This is a genomic window from Streptomonospora mangrovi, from assembly GCF_027604915.1.
Lineage (GTDB): Bacteria > Actinomycetota > Actinomycetes > Streptosporangiales > Streptosporangiaceae > Streptomonospora > Streptomonospora mangrovi.
Window position 1 is genome coordinate 26215 of the sequence record NZ_JAJAQC010000001.1, and the last position, 18557, is coordinate 44771.

An 18557-nucleotide genomic window follows, 5' to 3' on the forward strand; every position below is an offset into this window, starting at 1 on the left:
CCCGTGCTCCTCTCGTGGCGGGCTCGGGGCCGCCGCGGCTCAGAGCGCCCCGGCCGCGCCGAGGGGGACTACTCCGCGGCGGCGCCGCGGTCGGGGTCGGTGAGGTCGATCTCGAACCACGCCACGTGGGTGGTCTCGGTCCAGTACTCGCCGCTGCGGGTGGTGCAGCTCTCGATGATGAGCTTGCCCCGGCCGTAGTCGTCGTTGTCGGGCCGGGCGGGGTCGGTGGTGGCGGCGGTGGTGTGCTTCTCGCCCTGGTCGGCGACCGCCACCCGCACGCGGTCGCGGCCGGAGCGGATGAAGAGGGTCATGACGCCGCCGGTCTGGCCGGAGCGGGAGTGCAGCAGCGCGTTGGTGGCGAGTTCGCTGGAGGCGAGTTCGGCGTCGTCCAGGACCCCGGGGGGCGGGGCGGAGCGCTCCAGGAACTCCCGCACGCGCGCCCGGATGGAGCGGACGGCGGTCAGGTTGCCCACGCAGCTCCACACGGTGTGGTCGGTGGCGGCCTCGGCGTGCTCGCTGGCCTCCAGCGCGGCGGTCTCGACGGGGTCGGCCGCGGCGGGGGCAGAATCGGGGTCGACAGGATCGGCGGCGCCGTACTCGCGGAGTCGCTGCGAATCGCTCATACCCGTCTCACTCCCATCGCGACCGGGGGACAGCCGACGGCCTCACCTTAGACAACCCCTCGACACGCCCTCGACAAGGCACACCACCACCAGGACAGCACACCAGGTGCCGGCTGTTCTCGTATACCCCGCAAAACGCGGCCGTGTGTTGGATCCGACAGGGGGCGGGCGCGGCCGCGCCGGATCAGGGTCATACGCACTGACCTGCGCCTTCACCCTACGCGCCCGCGCAAGCGGCGCGCCGGGCGCGGGGGTGGGCGGCTTTTCCGCGCAGGTCAGCGGGGCTCGGGGCGGCCAGGACACGATCCGGTGAATTACCTGACAGCACCCTCGGACAACAACGATAATCGTTTCCAGAAACCGCGGAGCGTGCCCGGTCGGGGACGCTCCGCCCGGACGCTGTGGAAAGAGGACCCTGTGAAGATCGCGTTCGCCGGCAAGGGCGGCAGCGGCAAGACCACCCTGTCCGCGCTGTTCACGCGCTACCTGGCCGCCACCGGTGCGCCCGTGGTCGCCATCGACGCCGACATCAACCAGAACCTCGGCGCGGCGCTGGGCCTGAGCGCCGACGACCTCGCGCGGATCCCGCCGATGGGCGGGCACCTGAGCGAGATCAAGGAGGTCCTGCGCGGCGACAACCCGCGCATCGACTCCGCCGAGGCCATGACCAAGACCACCCCGCCCGGGCGGGGCTCGCAACTGCTGGAGGTCGCGCCGGACAACCCGCTGCACCGCCGGTTCGGGGTGCCGGCGGCGGGCGCCACCCTGCTGGTCACCGGGCCCTACGGCGAGGACGACCTCGGCGTCTCCTGCTACCACTCCAAGGTCGGCGCGGCCGAGATGTACCTCAACCACCTGGTGGACGGCCCCGGCGAGTACGTCGTGATGGACATGACCGCCGGCGCCGACTCCTTCGCCTCGGGCCTGTTCACCCGCTTCGACCTCACCTTCCTGGTGGCCGAGCCCACTCTGCGCGGCGTGGGCGTCTACCGCCAGTACGCCGAGTACGCCGGCGACCACGGGGTCGAGATCCAGGTGATCGGCAACAAGGTGCAGGGCGAGGACGACGTGGCGTTCCTGCGCGAGCACGTCGGCGACGCGCTCGCCGCCTGCTTCGGGTTCTCGCCGTTCGTGCGGGCCATGGAGAAGGGCCGCCACCCCGAACTGGACGAACTGGAGGAGGAGAACGTCAAGACCCTGGCCTGGATGCGCGACGCCGTCGACTCCGCGGCCAAGGACTGGGCGAAGTTCACCCGGCAGAGCGCGGAGTTCCACCTGCGCAACGCCCGGCGCTGGGGCGGCGACAACGGCGCCGCGCTGGCCGCCCAGATCGACCCCGACTTCCTGATGGGCCCCGAGGCGCTCGCCGCCCAGCGCGGCTGAGCGAGCGGCCGGGCGCCCGCCGCCCAGCGCGGCTGAGCGAGCGGCCGGGCGCCCGCCACTCCAGGCGCCCGGCCGCCCCTCCGGCGGAGGGGCGGGCAGGACCCCGGAGGAGCGCGGGGAGGGAGGGGAAGGAGGGGAGGGCGGGGACGGCCGGCGGGGTGTTACCCCCAGGCAAAATCCGACAAACTACGCAAATCTCACCATAAACAACAAGATTTCACCACCCCGCGGCATCGATCGGATTACGACCTGCGTGCCCGAACTGACACGCCCCACACGGGGGAAGACGCTTTCAGTGCACCCGCGCTCCACTGCGGCGCCGCTCTTGCGATAATCGCAAACCCCCTGCTGGCAGCCGGAATCGCTACGCACCGTGCGCACCTCCCCACGCGCCATTCGCACGCCCCCGCCGCCCCATTGCCACGCGCGGTGAGCATCCCGACACGGTTTGACGTGCGTGTTCGGTGTGACAACTATCGAACGGTCGGCGTTGTGCGCTCGTGCACACGCCGGCGGGACGCGCCCGCGCACCGCCGGGACCCCGGCCTCGCGGCGCCGCCTCCTGACCGAACACCCGACCGAACCGAGGTTGCCGTGCCGCCCACACCCGCCGACAGCGAACATCCGGTTCCGCGCGCCGCGTCCGCCCCCAGCCGCCGCAGCGTCCTGATGGCCGGAGCCGCCGGTGCCGTCGTCGTCCCCGCGCTCTCCGCGTGCGGCGGTGGCGGTTCCAGCGGGGCCGGGAGCGGACGGCTGCGGGTGGGGGTGGCCGGCGGGTCGGCCGAGGACACCCTCGACGCCCACAAGCCCACCGACAACACCGACATCGCCCGCGCGCACAACCTGTACGCGGGCCTGTGCTACTTCGAGACCGACTACAGCATCCAGATGGCGCTGGCGGAGTCGATCGAGCCCAACGACGACGCCACGGTCTGGACCATCCGCCTCAAGCCCGGCCTCACCTTCCACGACGGCTCGCCGGTCACCGCCGACTCCGTGGTCTTCACCCTGCGCCGGGTCACCGACCCCGACATCCTGGGCATCGGCGCGCCGCAGTTGGCCACCATGGACCGCGACAACATCGAGCGGGTGGACGACCGCACGGTGCGGGTGCCGTTCTCCGAGCCCTACGTCACCCTGCTGGACCTGCTCGCCGAGTACTCGATGGGCATCGTGCCCGAGGACTACGACCCCGACAACCCCGTCGGCGCCGGCCCCTTCAAGCTCATGGAGTTCACCCCCGGCCAGCGCAGCCTCTTCGCGAAGTTCCCCGGCTTCTGGCAGGAGGGCCACCCCCGCATCGAGGAACTGGAGATCATCAACTTCCCCGACGAGACCGCCCGGGTCAACGCGCTGCTGGGCGGCCAGGTCGACGCCATCAGCCAGCTTCCGCCCAGCCAGATCGAGGTCGTGCGGGCCAACCCCAACATCGAGACCCTGGAGTCGGAGTCGGGGATGTGGACCCCGTTCACCATGCGGGTGGACAAGGCCCCCTTCGACGACGTGCGGGTGCGCCAGGCGTTCCGGCTCATCGTGGACCGCCGGCAGATGGTCGACCAGGCGCTGGCCGGCTACGGCAGCGTCGGCAACGACATCTACGGCCGCTTCGACCCCGCCTACGTCGAGGACAAGCTCCCCGACCAGCGCGAACGCGACATCGCCGAGGCCAAGCGGCTGCTGGCCGAGGCCGGCCACGGCGACGGCCTGGAGGTCCAGTTGGTCACCGGCCCCATCACCCCCGGGGCCGTGGCCGCCGCCCAGGTCTTCAAGGAGCAGGCGCGCGCCGCCGGCGTGACCGTCAACCTCAAGCAGACCAACTCCACCGAGTACTACGGCGAGAACTACCTCCAGTGGACGTTCGCCCAGGACTTCTGGGCCACCCGCAACTACCTGTCGCAGGCGGCGCAGGGCTCCCTGCCCGACGCGCCGTTCAACGAGACCCACTGGGCCGACGAGGAGTGGGTGGACATCGTCAACGAGGCCCGCCGCACGGTCGACGAGGAGGAGCGCAACCGGCTCATCCAGCAGGCCATGGCCATCGAGCACGAACGGGGCGGCTACATCATCTGGGGCTTCGTCAACACCCTCGACGCCTTCCACCGGAAGGTCAAGGGGCTGGAGCCCTCGGTCACCGGGCACCCGCTGACCTCCTACGGCTTCCACCGCGTCCGCATCGAGGAGTGAGCGCGCCGCGGCGCCCCCGGACGCCGCGCGACCCCGCCCCCGATCCCCGCTGACCGATGTCTCGCAAAGGTCGTCACACATGTCACGTCTGATCCTCTACCGCCTCGGCTACGGGCTGCTGACCCTCTTCGTGGTCTCGCTCGTGGTGTTCCTGGCGACCCAGGCCCTGCCCGGCGACGCCGCGCGCGCCATCCTGGGCCGCGACGCCACCGCCGAGCGCGTCGCGCTGCTGCGCGACCAGCTCAACCTCAACGACCCGCTGGCCGTGCAGTACGGCAAGTGGCTGGCCGGCCTGTTCACCCTGGACCTGGGCGACTCCTTCGCCAACGCCCGCCCGGTCAGCGAGTACCTGGGCCCGCGGGTGACCGCCAGCTTCGTGCTGATGGGGCTGGCGGCGCTCATCGCCACCCCCGTCTCGCTGCTGATCGGCGCCTACAGCGCCCTGCGCCGCGACCGCGCCGCCGACCACGCCACCTCGGCGGTGTCGCTGGTGCTGGCGGCCCTGCCGGAGTTCGCGGTGGGCATCCTGCTCATCCTGCTGCTGTCCACCGGCTGGCTGCACCTGCTGCCGCCGGTGTTCGCGGGCAGCGCGAGCGCGGTGCTGGCCGACCCCGCGCAGCTCATCCTGCCGGTGCTGACGCTGGTGCTGGCGGTGAGCCCGCCCATCATCCGGATGATGCGCGCCTCGATGATCGAGGTGCTGGAGAGCGAGTACGTGCAGCAGGCGCGGCTCAAGGGGCTGCCCGAGCGGGTGGTGGTGTGGCGCCACGCCGCGCCCAACGCCATCGGCCCGGTGGCCCAGGTGATCGCGGTGCAGTTGGGCTGGCTGGCCGGGGGCGTGGTGGCGATCGAGTTCCTCTTCGCCTTCCCGGGGATCGGGCTGGCGCTGATGGACGCGATCACCACCCGCGACATCCCGGTCATCCAGGCCGTGACCCTGCTGATCGCGCTCGTCTACATCGTGGTCAACCTGCTGGCCGACGTCGTGGGCCTGGCCGCCAACCCGAAGGTGAGGGTGTCCGCCCGATGAGTCTCGCCACCGCAACCGCACCCGAGTCCGCCGCCGCGGCCGCCGCGCCCGCCGGCCGGCGCCAGGGCCTGTTCCGCGCGGCCTGGCGGCACGGCCGCACCAAGGTGGGCGTGGTCCTGGTCGGCCTGGTCGTGCTGACGGCCGCGCTCGGGCCGTTCCTCAGCCCCTACTCCCCCACCGAGCTGGTGGGGATCCCCAACCGCACCGACGTCGAGGGCACCCTGTTCGGCACCGACGGCATCGGCCGCGACGTGCTCAGCCGGTTCCTGCACGGCGGCTACACGCTGATCACCATCGCGGTGTCGGCGGCGCTGGTGGGCGTGGTAGTGGGCGCCGCGATCGGCGTCGTCGCCGGCTACCGGCGCGGCTGGCCGGACGAGGCGATCATGCGCACCAACGACATGGTGCTCGCCTTCCCCCAGCTCGTGCTCGCCCTGCTGGTGATGTCCATCATCGGCCCCCAGGTGTGGCTCATCATCCTGCTGATCGGGGTGTCCCACGCCGCCCGCGTGGCCCGGGTCGCCCGCGAGGCCACCCTCAAGGTGGTCGAGCAGGACTTCGTGAAGTCGGCCGAGGCCATCGGCGTACCGGGGTGGCGGATCATGGCCGGGGAGATCCTGCCCAACATCACCAGCCCGCTGCTGGTCGAACTGGGCCTGCGCATCACCTACTCGGTGGGCCTGATCGCCACGCTGAGCTTCCTGGGCATGGGCCTGCAACCGCCCACCGCCGACTGGGGCCTGATGATCAACGAGAACCGCATCGCCATCACCGTGCAGCCGTGGTCGGTGGTGCTGCCCGTGGCGGCGGTGGCGCTGCTGACCATCGGCGCCAACCTCATCACCGACGGCCTGTCGCGGGCCTCGATCGGCATCGACCGGGGGGTGGAGAAGTGACGACGAGCACGGACACGACCCAGCAGGACGAGCGCGCCGCCCTGGACGTGGCGGGCCTGACCGTCGTGGGGCGGCCCTCCGACGTGGAGATCATCCACGACGTCACGCTGCGGGTGGCCCGCGGCGACATCCTCGGCCTCGTCGGGGAGTCCGGTTCGGGCAAGACCACGCTCGGGCTGGCCCTGCTGGCGCACTGCAAGCGCGCCACCGAGATCACCGCCGGCAGCATCGCGCTGTCGGGCGCGGCGCTGGACCCCGGCGACGCCGCCGCCGTGCGGCGCATGCGCGGCCGCCGGGTGGCCTACATCCCGCAGTCGCCGGCCTCCGCGCTGAACCCGGCGCTGCGGCTGGGCACCCAGTTGCGCGAGGCGCTGCACGACTCCGGCGCCGACGGCGGCGAGGCCACCGACGCGGAGGCGGCCGCGCGCCGGCGGGCCGTGGCCGGCGACCCCCAGGAGCGGGTCCGCGAGGTGCTGCGCGAGGTCGCGCTGCCCGACGACGACGCGTTCCTGCGCCGCTACCCCCACCAGCTCTCCGGCGGCCAGCAGCAGCGCGTGGCCATCGCCATGGCGTTCATCGGCTGCCCCGACCTCATCGTGCTGGACGAGCCCACCACCGGTCTGGACGTCACCACCCAGGCGCACGTCCTCCAGACCATCCGGCACATGACCCGCGAGTACGGCACCGCCGGGGTCTACATCAGCCACGACATGGCGGTGGTGGCCGACCTCGCCGACGAGATCGCGGTGATGTACCGCGGCGAGGTCGTGGAACGCGGCCCCGCCGACCGGCTCCTGGGCGACCCCCAGCACCCCTACACCGTCCAACTGCTGCGCGCCGTGCCGATCCTCAAGACCGCCGGGCACACCGCGCCCGAGCCCGCCGGCGAGGACGGCCCGCTGCTGCGGGTGCGCGGCCTGCGCGCCGGCTACGGCCGCGCCACCGTGCTCAGCGGCATCGACCTGGACCTCGCGCGCGGGCAGTGCGTGGCGCTGCTGGGCGAGTCGGGGTCGGGCAAGACCACGCTGTCGCGCTCGCTGGTGGGCCTGCACCACCAGTTCACCGGCGAGGTGGTGTTCGACGGCGACCCGCTGGCGCCCAGCAGCTACCGGCGCACCGCCGAGCAGCGCCGCCGGGTGCAGTACATCTTCCAGAACCCCTACGAGGCGCTGAACCCGCGCAAGCGGGTGCGCGACCTCATCCTGCGCCCCTACACCCACCTGGCGGGCCAGCCCCAGGACCCCGACGCGGTGGTGGCCACGGCCCTGGAGCGCGCGGCGCTGCCCGCCTCCTACGGCGAGCGGTTCCCCGACCAGCTCAGCGGCGGCGAGCGCCAGCGGGTGTCCATCGCCCGCGCGATCGCCACCCGCCCCGACCTGCTGATCTGCGACGAGATCACCTCGGCGCTGGACGTGTCGGTGCAGGCCGAGATCGTGGAGCTGCTGCGCAACCTCCAGTCCGACGGCATGGCGCTGCTGTTCGTCACCCACAACATCGCGCTGGTCTCCAACATCGCCCAGCACGTGGCGGTGCTCAACAAGGGCGAGATCGTGGAGTACGGCGACGTCGGCACGGTGATGTCGGCGCCCACCCACCCCTACACCCAGGCGCTGATCGCCGACACCCCCGACTTCGAGTTGTCGTTCGGGGAGTCGCCGCTGCACCGGCCCGCCACGAAGTCGGCCCCCGGGGGCGACTAGCCGTCCGCTCCGCGCGCCGTGTCCCGCGCCCGTCCGCCGCACGCGCGGCGGGCGGGCGCGGGCCGGCGCAGCCGCGCCCGTCCGCCGCCCGCGCGGCGGGGGGGCGCGGGCCGGCGCCGCCGCGCCCCCCCCCCCCCCCGCGGGGGGGGGGGGCGCGGGCCGTCTCAGCCGCGCCCGCCCACCAGGGCCACGGCCTCCACCGCGATCTCCCACTCCTCGTCGGTGGGCACCACCAGGACCGGCACCCGGGCGCCCGCCGGGGAGACCGCGCGCTCCTCGCCGCTGTCGGCGGCGTTGCGCTCGGGATCCACCGCCAGCCCCAGCGCCTCCAGTCCGCTCAGCGCCTCGGCGCGCAGCCGCGCGTCGTGCTCGCCCACCCCGGCGGTGAACACCACCGCGTCCACCCGGCCCAGCACCGCGTAGTAGGCGCCGACGTACTTGCGCACCCGGCGGGCGTAGACCTCCAGGGCGAGCGCGGCGCCGGGCTCGCCGGCCTCGGCACGCCGGCGCACCTCGCGCATGTCGTTGGCCCCGGCCAGCGCCAGCAGCCCGCTCTCGCGGTTGAGCGCGGCGTCGACGTCGCCGGCGGTCAGCCCGGCCTCGCGCGCCAGGTAGCCCGGCAGCGAGGGGTCGATGTCGCCGCTGCGGGTGCCCATCACCAGGCCCTCCAGCGGGGTCATGCCCATGGAGGTGTCGACGCTGCGGCCCCCGGCCACGGCCGTGGCGCTGGCGCCGTTGCCCAGGTGCAGCACGACGAGATTGACCTCCTCGACCTGTCGGCCCAGCCACGCGGCGGCGCGGCGGGTGACGTAGGCGCACGAGGTGCCGTGGAAGCCGTAGCGGCGCACCCCGTAGCCGGTGCGCCAGCGCTCGGGCACCGCGTAGGTGTGGGCGGCGGGCGGCAGGGTGCTGTGGAAGGCGGTGTCGAACACGGCCACGTGGGGGACGTCGGGGAAGGACTTGCGGGCCACCCGGATGCCCTCCAGGTTGGCGGGGTTGTGCAGCGGGGCGAGCGGCGCCAGCTCCTCGACCGCGCGCATCACCGCGTCGTCCACCAGGGCGGGCCGCACGAACCGGTCGCCGCCGTGCACCACGCGGTGGCCCACGGCGGCCAAAGCCACCCCGGAGAGGTCGGGGCCGGCCGCGCCGAACGCGTCGAGGACCGCGGCCAGCCCCGCCTCGTGGTCGGCGAAGGGGCCGGGGCGGACGTGGGGGTCGGCGCCGGGGCGGCGGTGGGTCAGCTCCCCGCCGTCCTCGCCGATGCGGTCGGCGATGCCCCAGGCCACGGGGCGCTCGGCCGCCATGTCCAGCAGGCGGTACTTGATGGAGGACGATCCGCTGTTGACGACCAGCACGTGGCTCATGCGCCGGTTCCCTCCTGTTCGGGCCGCGGGGGCGGCGGTTGCGCCTCGCGCGCCGCGTGCGCCTGCACGGCGGTGATGGCGACCGTGTTGACGATGTCCTGCACGGTCGCCCCGCGCGAGAGGTCGTTGACCGGCTTGCGCAGCCCCTGGAGCACCGGCCCCACGGCCACGGCGCCCGCGCTGCGCTGCACCCCCTTGTAGAGGATGTTGCCGGTGTTGAGGTCGGGCGCGATGAACACGGTGGCGTGCCCGGCCACCGCGCTGCCGGGCAGCTTGGCGCGGGCGACGTCGGGGTCGATCGCGGCGTCGTACTGGATGGGCCCCTCCACCGGCAGGTCGGGGCGGGCCGCCCGGACGGCCTCGGTGGCGCGGCGCACCTTGTCGACGTCGGCGCCGGCGCCCGAGGCGCCGGTGGAGTAGGACAGCATCGCCACGCGCGGCTCCACCCCGAACCGGGCGGCGGTGTCGGCGGAGTCGGCGGCGATGCGGGCCAAATCCTCGGCGGAGGGGTCGGGGTTGACCGCGCAGTCGCCGTAGACGAGCACGCGGTCGGGCAGCGACATGAAGAAGACGCTGGAGACCAGCGAGGTGCGCAGGATCTCGAAGGAGGGCCGGATGGTCTGGGCGGTGGTGTGGGCGGCGCCCGACACCATGCCGTCGGCCAGCCCGCAGTGCACCATGAGCGTGCCGAAGTAGGAGACCTCGCCGACGGTGTCGCGCGCCAACTGCTCGGTGACGCCCTTGTGGGCGCGCAGCCGGGCGTACTCGGCGGCGAAGCGCTCGCGGAGTCCGGGGTCATCGGGCGACACCACCTCGGCGGCGCGCACGTCCAGCCCGAACTCCGCGGCGCGGGCGGCGACCTCGCGCGGGCGGCCCAGCAGCACCAGCTCGGCGGCCTCGCGCCGCAGCAGCAGGTCGGCGGCGCGCAGCACCCGCTCCTCGGTGCCCTCGGCCAGCACGATCCGCGCCGGGCGGGCGCGCGCCCGGGTGAGCAGGGTGTGCTCGAACATCAGCGGGGTCACGACCTCGGCGCGGTCCACCTGGAGGCGCGCCAGCAGCGCGGGGCCGTCCACGGCCTGGCTGAAGGCGGCCAGCGCGGACTCGGTCTTGCGGTCGGCCTCGGGAGTGATGGCGCCGCGCACGGCCGCCAGCCGGGTGGCGGTGGTGAAGGTGTCCTGGGCCGAGGCGATGACGGGCAGCCGCAGGTCCATGCCCGACAGCAGCCGCCACACCGGCTCGGAGACTCCCAGGTCGCCGGTGAGGACCACGCCGGCCAGGGTGGGGAAGTCGGCCGAGCGGTGCGCGGCCGCCAGGGCGGGCAGCAGCGCACCGGCGCGGTCGGCGGCCACCAGCACCACGTGGTCCTCCTCCAGCCGGTCCAGCACGTTGGGCAGCGACATCGCCGCCACCAGCAGGCCGGAGGTCTCGCGGTCCAGCCGCTGCTCCTCGCCGAACAGCAGCCGGCCGCCGCAGGCGCGCACCAGGTCGCGCACGGTGGGCGCGGCCAGCCCGGGGACCTCGGGCAGCACCCAGGCGTCGCCCGCCAACTCGGCGCGCAGGCCGGCGACCCGCTCGGGCTCCACCCGGTCGACCACGGTCCCGGCCCGGGCGGCGTGCTCGCGGTCGACCTCCTTGGCCGCCAGCGCGATGGCGTCGCGGACGGCGCGGGGCTCGCGCCCGGTGCCCGAGACCGCCAGCAGCACCGGCAGCCCGAGGTTGGCGGCCACGCGGGCGTTGAAGGTGAACTCGGTGGGCGCGCCGACGTCGGTGTAGTCGGTGCCCACCGCGACCACGGCCGCGCAGTCGCGCGCCAGCCGCTGGAAAGAGTCGATGATCTGGGCGGTGGCGGCCTCGGGGTCGGCGTGCACGGCGTCGTAGTCGACGCCCACGCACCGCTCGTAGGGCGCGGCGATCTTGAAGCGGCGGCGCAGGGTCTGCACCACGGGGTCGGGCGCACCGCCGGCCACCACCGGGCGGAACACCCCGATCGGGTCGACCGCGCCCGAGAGCACCTCGGCCGCGCCCAGGGCGACGGCGGCCACGCCGCTCTCGGGTCCGCTGGCGGCGACGTAGACTCCGCGCGTCATGGCCACACACTCCCCGCTGCGCTGCTGGGCTGCCTGCGTCTGTGGCCTACCCCGCCGCGGGGCGCGGGACGCGCGGGCGGGGCGGACTGCTCGGTCACACCGCTGGGCGTTCGTGCGACGCGGCGGGCGCGGCGGGCCGCGCGGGGCTCAGAACAGGACCGAGCGCACGGCCCCGACCTCGCGGAACCCCACCCGGCGGTAGGCGGCGCGCGCCGGGGTGTTGTAGTCGTTGACGTAGAGGGTGACGCGCGGCGCGATCTCGGCCAGCGCCCGGCGCACCACGGCGGCCATGCCGGGCACCGAGTGGCCGCGCCCGCGCAGGTCGGGGTGGACCCACACGCCCTGCACCTGGCAGGCGTGGGGGGTGACCGCGCCGATCTCGGCCTTGAACACCACGCGGCCGTCCTCGATCCGGGCGAAGGCCCGGCCGGTGCGCACCAGCTCCTCGACGCGCGCGCGGTAGAGCGAGCCGCCGTCGCCGGAGTCGGGCGGCACCCCGACCTCCTCGGTGAACATGGCCACGCAGGCCGGCACCAGGATGTTGATCTCCTCAGGGCGCACCCGGCGCACCAGGGGGTCGGGCTCGACCTCGGGCGGCCCGGAGATCTCCAGCACCGGCTGGCACTCGCGGATCGCGCGGGCCGGGCCCCAGGCCGGGCGCAGCCGCGCCCACAGGTCGGCGACCGCGTCGACAGGGCCGACGATGGAGGAGCAGCGGCGGCCCTGCCAGCGCGCCTGCTCGGCGAACTGGCGGATGGCGGCGGGGCCGGCGTTGACCGGGACCAGGTTGGCCCCCGAGTAGCACAGCGCGGTGACGCGGCCGCGCTCCACATAGCCCCACAGCTCGGCGCCGAGCCGGCCGGAGTCGATGCCGGCGGCGCGCAGCCGCGCGCTGACGAACACGTTGCCCACGGGGTCGGAGTCGAGGATGGCGTGGACGGTGTCGCGGTCGCGTTCGTCGAGCACCCGCACGGACGAGGTCCGCAGCATGCGCATCACCCCATCCACTGGTGGGGCGGCCTCAAGCGCCCCGCCTGCCGCGCCGGCCCGCCCGGCGGGCGGCGCCTGAACAGTCACGATCCTGGTGACTCCAGCCTAATCGACCCCCGCCGCCGCGAGAGTGGCGCGGCGGCCTTCGGCGTGGCGCCGGCGCCACAGCCGGGCCGCCGCCGGGGATCAGACCCGGGGGGCGTGCGGCGCGGCCTCGGCCGCCCCGGCCTCGGCGGCGGGCGCGGGCTCGGCGGGCGCGTCCGCGCCTTCGGCGGCGGCCTCGGCGGCGCCGGCCTCGGGCTCGGGCTCGGGTTCGGGCGATGCCGGGCAGGTGAGGTCGGGCGCGTGCGGGTCGCCGCCGGCCGGCGGCAGCGCGCCCGACAGCAGGTACTCGGCGAACGCGTCGTCCACGCAGGTGTTGCCGCCCAGGGCCACACCGTGGGAGACCCCCTCCTCCTCCAGCACCAGGCGCCCGCCGGGGAAGCGCTCGCGCATGGCGTAGGCGCCCTCCAGCGGGGTGGGGCCGTCGTGCTCGGCCTGGATGAGCAGGGCGTCGGCCGCACGGGTGCCGTCGACGTGGAACCACGGCTCGTGGCCGGCCGGCCAGGTCGCGCAGGGCATGTTGTACCAGATGTTGTTCCAGCCCTGGAAGGGCGCCTCGGCGTGGACCTCGCGGCCGTCGGTCAGCCAGGTGTCGGTGTTGCGCGGCCAGCGGGAGTCGGTGCACTGGGTGGCGAGGTAGGCGCCGTAGCCGGGGTCGCTCTCGGCGTCCTCGCCGTAGCGCTCGTGCACCGCCACCAGCCCGGCGGTGTCGCCGCCCACCGCGTAGTCGGCCAGCGCCCGCGCCAGCCGGGGCCAGCTCGCCGAGGAGTAGGCGGCGGTGAGGTAGGAGTTCTCCAGTTCGGTGGGGCCCACCGTGTCCTCGGCCGGCTTCTCGGCGAGGGCGGCGCGCGCGGCGTAGTAGCGCTCGGCGACCGCCTCGCCCGTTGAGCCCAGCCCGTAGGCGGCGTCGTGGCGGGCGGTCCAGGCGAAGAAGTTGTGCGCGGCGTCGTCCAGGGCGCGGCTCTGCCGGAGGTTGCTGGCGTACCAGGGGCGGCCGGGGTGCACGACGCTGTCCAGCACCAGGCGGCGCACCCGGTCGGGGTGCAGCGTGGCGTAGACGCCGCCGAGCAGGGTGCCGTAGGAGTAGCCGAGGTAGTCGATGCGTTCCACGCCGAGCGCGGCGCGGATCGCCTCGAGGTCGGCGGCGCTGTCGCGGGTGGTCATGTTCTCCAGCAGCGCGGCGCCGGTGTTGTCGGCGCAGGCGGCGGCGTAGTCGGCGGCGCGCCGCACCAGGGCGTCGGTCTCCTCGGCGGAGCCGGGCCAGGTGTCGGGGCGGACCGGCGCGAAGTGGCCGGGGTCGCAGGCCACGGCGGGGGTGCTCGCGCCGGTGCCGCGGGGGTCGAACCCGATCACGTCGAAGTGGTCGCGCACGCGGTCGGGCAGCCCGGCGGCGGTGCGCGAGGCCCAGACGCGCCCCGGGCTGCCGGGGCCGCCGGGGTTGACCACCAGGGTGCCGGTGGGCTCCTTACGGGCCGGCACGCGGGAGAGCGCCAGCTCGGCGGTTCCGGCGCCGGTGGCGCGGTCCAGCGGGACGGCCAGGGTGGCGCACTCCAGCGGGCCGCCGTCCTCGACCGCCTCGATGTCCTCGCAGGGGACCCACTCCAGGGCCGGCTCGGCGGCGGCCGGACGGGCCGGCACCGCCGACACCGGCACCGCCATCAGCACGGCGGCGCCCACGGCCGCCACCTTCCATGCGCTCCGCGCCACTCCGGCCGCCCTTCACTCACCGCCACTGGCCGCATTCTCTCCGAGACCGTACACGGCGCGGCGCTGCGACACGGGGTGTTCGCGGGTTCCCACCGGCCCGCGTCGGCGGGGCGGGCGGGCGCGGGCGGCCCACGCCTCGGAACGCGCCGCGCCCCGGCGGGTCAGCCCACCGGGGCGCGGCGCGAAGCGGGAACGCGGAGGCGGTGCGGTCAGCCGGCCACCGAGACCGAGGGGGCGCCCGACTCCGCGCCCGCCTCCTGCATCTGCTCGGCCAGGCGCATGGCCTCCTCGATCAGGGTCTCGACGATCTTGGACTCGGGCACGGTCTTGATGACCTCGCCCTTGACGAAGATCTGGCCCTTGCCGTTGCCCGAGGCCACGCCGAGGTCGGCCTCGCGGGCCTCGCCGGGGCCGTTGACGACGCAGCCCATGACCGCCACGCGCAGCGGGACCTCCATGCCCTCCAGGCCGGCGGTGACCTCCTCGGCCAGGGTGTAGACGTCGACCTGGGCCCGGCCGCAACTGGGGCAGGACACGATCTCCAGGCCGCGCTCGCGCAGCCCCAGGGACTCCAGGATCTGGTTGCCGACCTTGACCTCCTCGGCCGGAGGCGCCGACAGCGACACGCGGATGGTGTCGCCGATGCCCTCGGCCAGCAGCGCGCCGAAGGCCACGGCCGACTTGATGGTGCCCTGGAAGGCGGGGCCGGCCTCGGTGACGCCCAGGTGCAGCGGGTAGTCGCACTGCTCGGCGAGCTGGCGGTAGGCGTTGATCATCACGACGGGGTCGTTGTGCTTGACCGAGATCTTGATGTCGCGGAACCCGTGCTCCTCGAACAGCGAGCACTCCCACAGCGCCGACTCCACCAGCGCCTCGGGCGTGGCCTTGCCGTACTTCTGGAGCAGCCGCTTGTCCAGCGAGCCGGCGTTGACGCCGATGCGGATGGGCACGCCCGCCTCGGAGGCGGCCTTGGCGATCTCGCCGACCTTGTCGTCGAACTTCTTGATGTTGCCCGGGTTCACCCGCACGGCCGCGCACCCGGCGTCGATGGCGGCGAAGACGTACTTGGGCTGGAAGTGGATGTCGGCGATGACCGGGATCTGGGATTTCTTGGCGATGATCGGCAGCGCCTCGGCGTCGTCGGCGCTGGGCACCGCCACCCGCACGATCTGGCAGCCCGCGGCGGTCAGCTCGGCGATCTGCTGGAGGGTGGCGTTGATGTCGGAGGTCACGGTGGTGGTCATCGACTGCACGGAGACCGGGGCGTCGCCGCCGACCGGCACGTTGCCCACCATGATCTGGCGCGACTTGCGCCGCACGGCGAGCGGCCGGGGACGCACGGCGGGGATTCCAAGATCGACGGTCACGCGTATTTCACCTCGTCGGCCACCGGGGCTCGGCCGGCGGCGTCGTTTGAAATCGGCTGAGGAAAGGGCAGCGGGCATGCGACGAGCCGCCGCCGAAGGGCGCCGGATGAGGGTCCGGGCGCTCCGACACGCTGCCAAGGCTACCCGTATCGGGCGAGACGTTACGCCCTGGCCGAGCGAACAGAGGGTGACCGTTCCCTGGTGGGTTGCGGGTTTTGCCCCGCCTTGGGAGGTGGTGGTGATGTGGCTCTACCCGGCGAACCGGGACAAGAGGGGGCACAGTAGCGCCGCGAACGCCCCCCGCACACCCCGCCCGCGTCCCGTGAGTCACACCCGGCGCACCCGCACCACGGCCCGGCCGCCGGCCGCCCGGGGCGGCGCGGCCCCGTGATCGGCGGCGATGACAGGACGTGGCGGCCGGCCCGCGCCGCGCGCGGGCCGGGGCGCGCCGGGGTCACTGCGTGAGCCGCACCGGGTTCACCACGTCGGCCACCAGCAGCATCAGGCTGAACACCACGAAGCAGGCCACCACGATGTAGGCGAACGGCATGAGCTGGGCGACGTCGAACGGCCCGGGGTCGGGCTTGCGGAACAGCCGGGCGATCCCCCGCCGCGCCCACTCCCACAGCGCGCCGAAGATGTGCCCGCCGTCCAGCGGCAGGATCGGCACCATGTTGAAGGCGAACAGGAACAGGTTCACCCCGGCCAGCATGTTCACCAGGAAGACCACGCGATCGATCGCCGGGATCGGCTGGGCCAGCACCTCGCCGCCGATGCGCGAGGCGCCCACGATGCCCACCGGGGAGTCCACCGTGCGCTCCTCGCCCAGGAAGGCGGCGCGGAACACGTCGTCGACCCGCGAGGGCAGCTCGATCAGCGCCTGGCCCACGCCCACGACCGACTGCCACATGGTGGCCGCGGACTCCCCCACGGTCAGCGGGGCGCGCTCCTGGGCGAAGGTGATGCCCAGGAACCCGGCCGGCTCGGTGCGCGGCACCCGGTAGCCGTCATCGTCGGTGACGGGCTCGCCGTCGGCGTCGGTCTCGTAGCGGATGTCGCCGTTGGCGTCGCGGGCCACCACCTGGTTCTCGATGATCTCGGCGGTGACCGTGCGGGTGTCGCCGCCGCGCTCCAGGGTGATCTCGGTGGGGCCCATGGACTCCCGGATGGCGACGTTGGCGGTCTCCCAGTCGGGGGTGGACTCCCCGTCGACGGCCACGATGCGGTCGCCCGGCCGGATCCCGGCCTCCATGGCGGGGGTGGGCGGGGCGTCGGCCGGGCAGTCGGTGGCCGTGGAGTCGGCGGGCAGCACGCAGCGGGCGACGGTGTCGACCGTGGTGGTGCTCTGCGGCAGGCCGATCCCCATCATGATGATCGAGAACAGGATGACCGCCAGCACCAGGTTCATGAACGGCCCGGCCGCCATGACGATGATCCGCTTCCACGGCGCGCGCTGGTAGAACTGGCGGTCCTCGTCGCCGGGCTCCAGGTCGACGGTGTTGGCCTCGCGGGCGTCCTCGATCATGGCCCGCCAGCGCGACATCGGCTTGCCCGAGGTGTCGCGCGGCTTGGTGGCCGGCGGGATCATGCCCACGATGCGGACGTAGCCGCCCAGCGGCACCAGCTTCAGGCCGAACTCGGTCTCGCCCCGCTTGCGCGACCACAGGGTCTTGCCGAAGCCCACCATGAACTGCGTGCAGCGGATGCCGAACATCCGCGCCGTGGCGAAGTGGCCCAGCTCGTGCCAGGCGATCGAGAAGAGCAGCCCGAGGAAGAACAGCACGATCCCGAGCGTGGTCAAAAGAGCGACCATGAAACTCTGTACCTCTCCCCGCAGGTCGGCTCACCGCGACCGGGAGATCAGCTCCCGTGCCCGGTGGCGTGCCCATTCGTCGGCCGCGTAGACGTCGGCCAGCGACAGATCGGACGCGGCCGGCGCGTCCGCTCCGCGTTCTGAGACTACCTGGGCGACCGTGTCCACAATCGCGGGAAATGCCAGACCTTCCGCCAGGAAGGCCGCGACCGCCTCCTCGTTGGCCGCGTTGTAGACCGCCGGGGCGGTGCCGCCGGCCGCTCCGACCTCGCAGGCCAGGGCGACCGCGGGGAACGCGTCGTGGTCCAGCGGGGCGAAGGTCCAGGTGTGGGCCTGGGTCCAGTCGACGGCCGGCGCCGCGCCGCTGACCCGATCCGGCCACCCGATCCCGTAGGCGATGGGGATGCGCATGCTGGGCGGGCTGGCCTGGGCCAGGGTGGAGCCGTCGACGAACTCGACCATGGAGTGCACCACCGACTGCGGGTGCACCACGACCTCGATGCGGTCGAAGGGGATGTCGAACAGCAGGTGCGCCTCGATGACCTCCAGCCCCTTGTTGACCAGGGTGGCGGAGTTCACCGTGATGACCGGCCCCATGGCCCAGGTGGGGTGGTTCAGCGCCTCGGCGGGGGTGACCCCGGCGAGCTGGTCGCGGGTGCGGTCGCGGAACGGCCCGCCGCTGGCGGTGATCACCAGCCGGCGGACCTCGCCCAGATTAGCCGCCACCTGGCCCTGGGCCAGGCTGGTCAGCTCGGCGAAGGGCACCCGGGGGAAGCACTGGGCCAGCGCGAAGTGCTCGGAGTCGACCGGCACCACCTGGCCGGGCTGGGCGGCGGCGCGCACCAACGGGCCGCCGATGATCAGCGACTCCTTGTTGGCCAGCGCCAGCAGCCGCCCGGCGCGCAGCGCGGCCAGGGTGGACTCCAGGCCCAGCGCGCCGGTGATCCCGTTGAGCACGACGTCGCACGGCCACCCGGCGAGTTCGGCCACGCCCTCGGCGCCGGCCAGCACCTTGGCGCCGCTGCCGCGCTCGCGCAGCCGCGCCGCCAACTCGGGTGCCGCGCCGGTGTCGGCCACGGCCACGGCCTCGGCGCCCAGCGCGCACGCCTGGTCCACGAGGAGGTCGAGGCGGCCGCCGCCGGCGGCCAGGCCGACCACGCGGAAGCGGTCGGGGTTGGCGGTGACGACCTCGACGGCCTGGGTGCCGATGGACCCGGTGGAGCCGAGGAGCACCAGCTCGCGCGGGCGGTCGGGAGAGGGTGCCTCAAGAAGCTGCTGGGCGATTCGCACGCGCCCATTGTCGCGCATGGC

Annotated in this window: 13 protein-coding genes; 5 read left to right on the forward strand and 8 right to left on the reverse strand. The window is 74.0% G+C overall.

What is annotated here, in order from left to right:
* Positions 1-68: 68 nt before the first annotated feature.
* Complete coding sequence (locus tag LG943_RS00095; protein ID WP_270070046.1) at positions 69-623, reverse strand: ATP-binding protein; 555 nt, start codon at positions 621-623, stop codon at positions 69-71.
* Positions 624-1040: 417 nt separating this feature from the next.
* On the opposite strand from LG943_RS00095, the gene LG943_RS00100 reads away from it, so the two are divergent.
* The 5 genes from LG943_RS00100 (at position 1041) to LG943_RS00120 (ending at position 7816) form a co-directional block, all read left to right on the forward strand.
* Positions 1041-2006, forward strand: a complete 966-nt coding sequence (locus LG943_RS00100) for an ATP-binding protein (protein WP_270070047.1) — start codon at positions 1041-1043, stop codon at positions 2004-2006.
* Positions 2007-2600: 594 nt separating this feature from the next.
* Entirely contained in the window at positions 2601-4190 is a 1590-nt protein-coding gene (locus tag LG943_RS00105) for an ABC transporter substrate-binding protein (RefSeq protein WP_408648513.1), read from the forward strand.
* 79 nt (positions 4191-4269) lie between these two features.
* Positions 4270-5220, forward strand: a complete 951-nt coding sequence (locus LG943_RS00110) for an ABC transporter permease (protein ID WP_270070048.1) — start codon at positions 4270-4272, stop codon at positions 5218-5220.
* Complete coding sequence (locus LG943_RS00115; RefSeq protein WP_270070049.1) at positions 5217-6116, forward strand: ABC transporter permease; 900 nt, start codon at positions 5217-5219, stop codon at positions 6114-6116. The genes LG943_RS00110 and LG943_RS00115 overlap by 4 nt, the downstream gene beginning before the upstream one ends.
* Positions 6113-7816: an ABC transporter ATP-binding protein gene (locus tag LG943_RS00120; RefSeq protein ID WP_270070050.1), complete on the forward strand. Its 1704-nt coding sequence runs from the start codon at positions 6113-6115 to the stop codon at positions 7814-7816. Before LG943_RS00115 ends, LG943_RS00120 begins: the two co-directional genes overlap by 4 nt.
* A 164-nt stretch (positions 7817-7980) precedes the next feature.
* Here the strand turns inward: LG943_RS00120 and LG943_RS00125 are convergent, their stop codons facing one another.
* The 7 genes from LG943_RS00125 to dxr all read right to left on the reverse strand — a co-directional run bounded on the left by LG943_RS00125 (position 7981) and on the right by dxr (position 18479).
* Complete coding sequence (locus tag LG943_RS00125) at positions 7981-9180, reverse strand: acetate/propionate family kinase (protein WP_270070051.1); 1200 nt, start codon at positions 9178-9180, stop codon at positions 7981-7983.
* Positions 9177-11267 carry a phosphate acetyltransferase gene (gene pta / locus LG943_RS00130; RefSeq protein ID WP_270070052.1) on the reverse strand — a complete coding sequence of 697 codons (2091 nt, stop codon included), beginning with the start codon at positions 11265-11267 and terminating at the stop codon, positions 9177-9179. The genes LG943_RS00125 and pta overlap by 4 nt, the downstream gene beginning before the upstream one ends.
* 147 nt (positions 11268-11414) lie before the next feature.
* On the reverse strand, positions 11415-12257 hold the full coding sequence (locus tag LG943_RS00135) for a GNAT family N-acetyltransferase (protein WP_270070053.1): 843 nt from the start codon (positions 12255-12257) through the stop codon (positions 11415-11417).
* 186 nt (positions 12258-12443) lie between these two features.
* On the reverse strand, positions 12444-14018 hold the full coding sequence (locus LG943_RS00140; protein WP_270070177.1) for an alpha/beta hydrolase: 1575 nt from the start codon (positions 14016-14018) through the stop codon (positions 12444-12446).
* Between the two features lie 257 nt (positions 14019-14275).
* A complete protein-coding gene (ispG, locus tag LG943_RS00145) occupies positions 14276-15433 on the reverse strand; it encodes a flavodoxin-dependent (E)-4-hydroxy-3-methylbut-2-enyl-diphosphate synthase (protein ID WP_270070054.1) in 1158 nt (385 codons plus the stop codon).
* Positions 15434-15887: 454 nt separating this feature from the next.
* On the reverse strand, positions 15888-17246 hold the full coding sequence (locus tag LG943_RS00150) for a M50 family metallopeptidase (protein ID WP_270070055.1): 1359 nt from the start codon (positions 17244-17246) through the stop codon (positions 15888-15890).
* A 30-nt stretch (positions 17247-17276) separates the two neighbouring features.
* A complete protein-coding gene (gene dxr, locus LG943_RS00155) occupies positions 17277-18479 on the reverse strand; it encodes a 1-deoxy-D-xylulose-5-phosphate reductoisomerase (RefSeq protein WP_270070178.1) in 1203 nt (400 codons plus the stop codon).
* Positions 18480-18557: the final 78 nt, after the last annotated feature.

Bases quoted from the DNA above. Each gene is read 5' to 3' on its own strand.
- LG943_RS00110 (WP_270070048.1), top strand. From the start codon at position 4,270: ATGTCACGTCTGATCCTCTACCGCCTCGGCTACGGGCTGCTGACCCTC.
- LG943_RS00135 (WP_270070053.1), bottom strand. From the start codon at position 12,257: ATGCTGCGGACCTCGTCCGTGCGGGTGCTCGACGAACGCGACCGCGAC.
- pta (WP_270070052.1), bottom strand. From the start codon at position 11,267: ATGACGCGCGGAGTCTACGTCGCCGCCAGCGGACCCGAGAGCGGCGTG.
- LG943_RS00150 (WP_270070055.1), bottom strand. From the start codon at position 17,246: ATGGTCGCTCTTTTGACCACGCTCGGGATCGTGCTGTTCTTCCTCGGG.
- LG943_RS00125 (WP_270070051.1), bottom strand. From the start codon at position 9,180: ATGAGCCACGTGCTGGTCGTCAACAGCGGATCGTCCTCCATCAAGTAC.
- LG943_RS00115 (WP_270070049.1), top strand. From the start codon at position 5,217: ATGAGTCTCGCCACCGCAACCGCACCCGAGTCCGCCGCCGCGGCCGCC.
- LG943_RS00095 (WP_270070046.1), bottom strand. From the start codon at position 623: ATGAGCGATTCGCAGCGACTCCGCGAGTACGGCGCCGCCGATCCTGTC.
- LG943_RS00140 (WP_270070177.1), bottom strand. From the start codon at position 14,018: ATGGCGGTGCCGGTGTCGGCGGTGCCGGCCCGTCCGGCCGCCGCCGAG.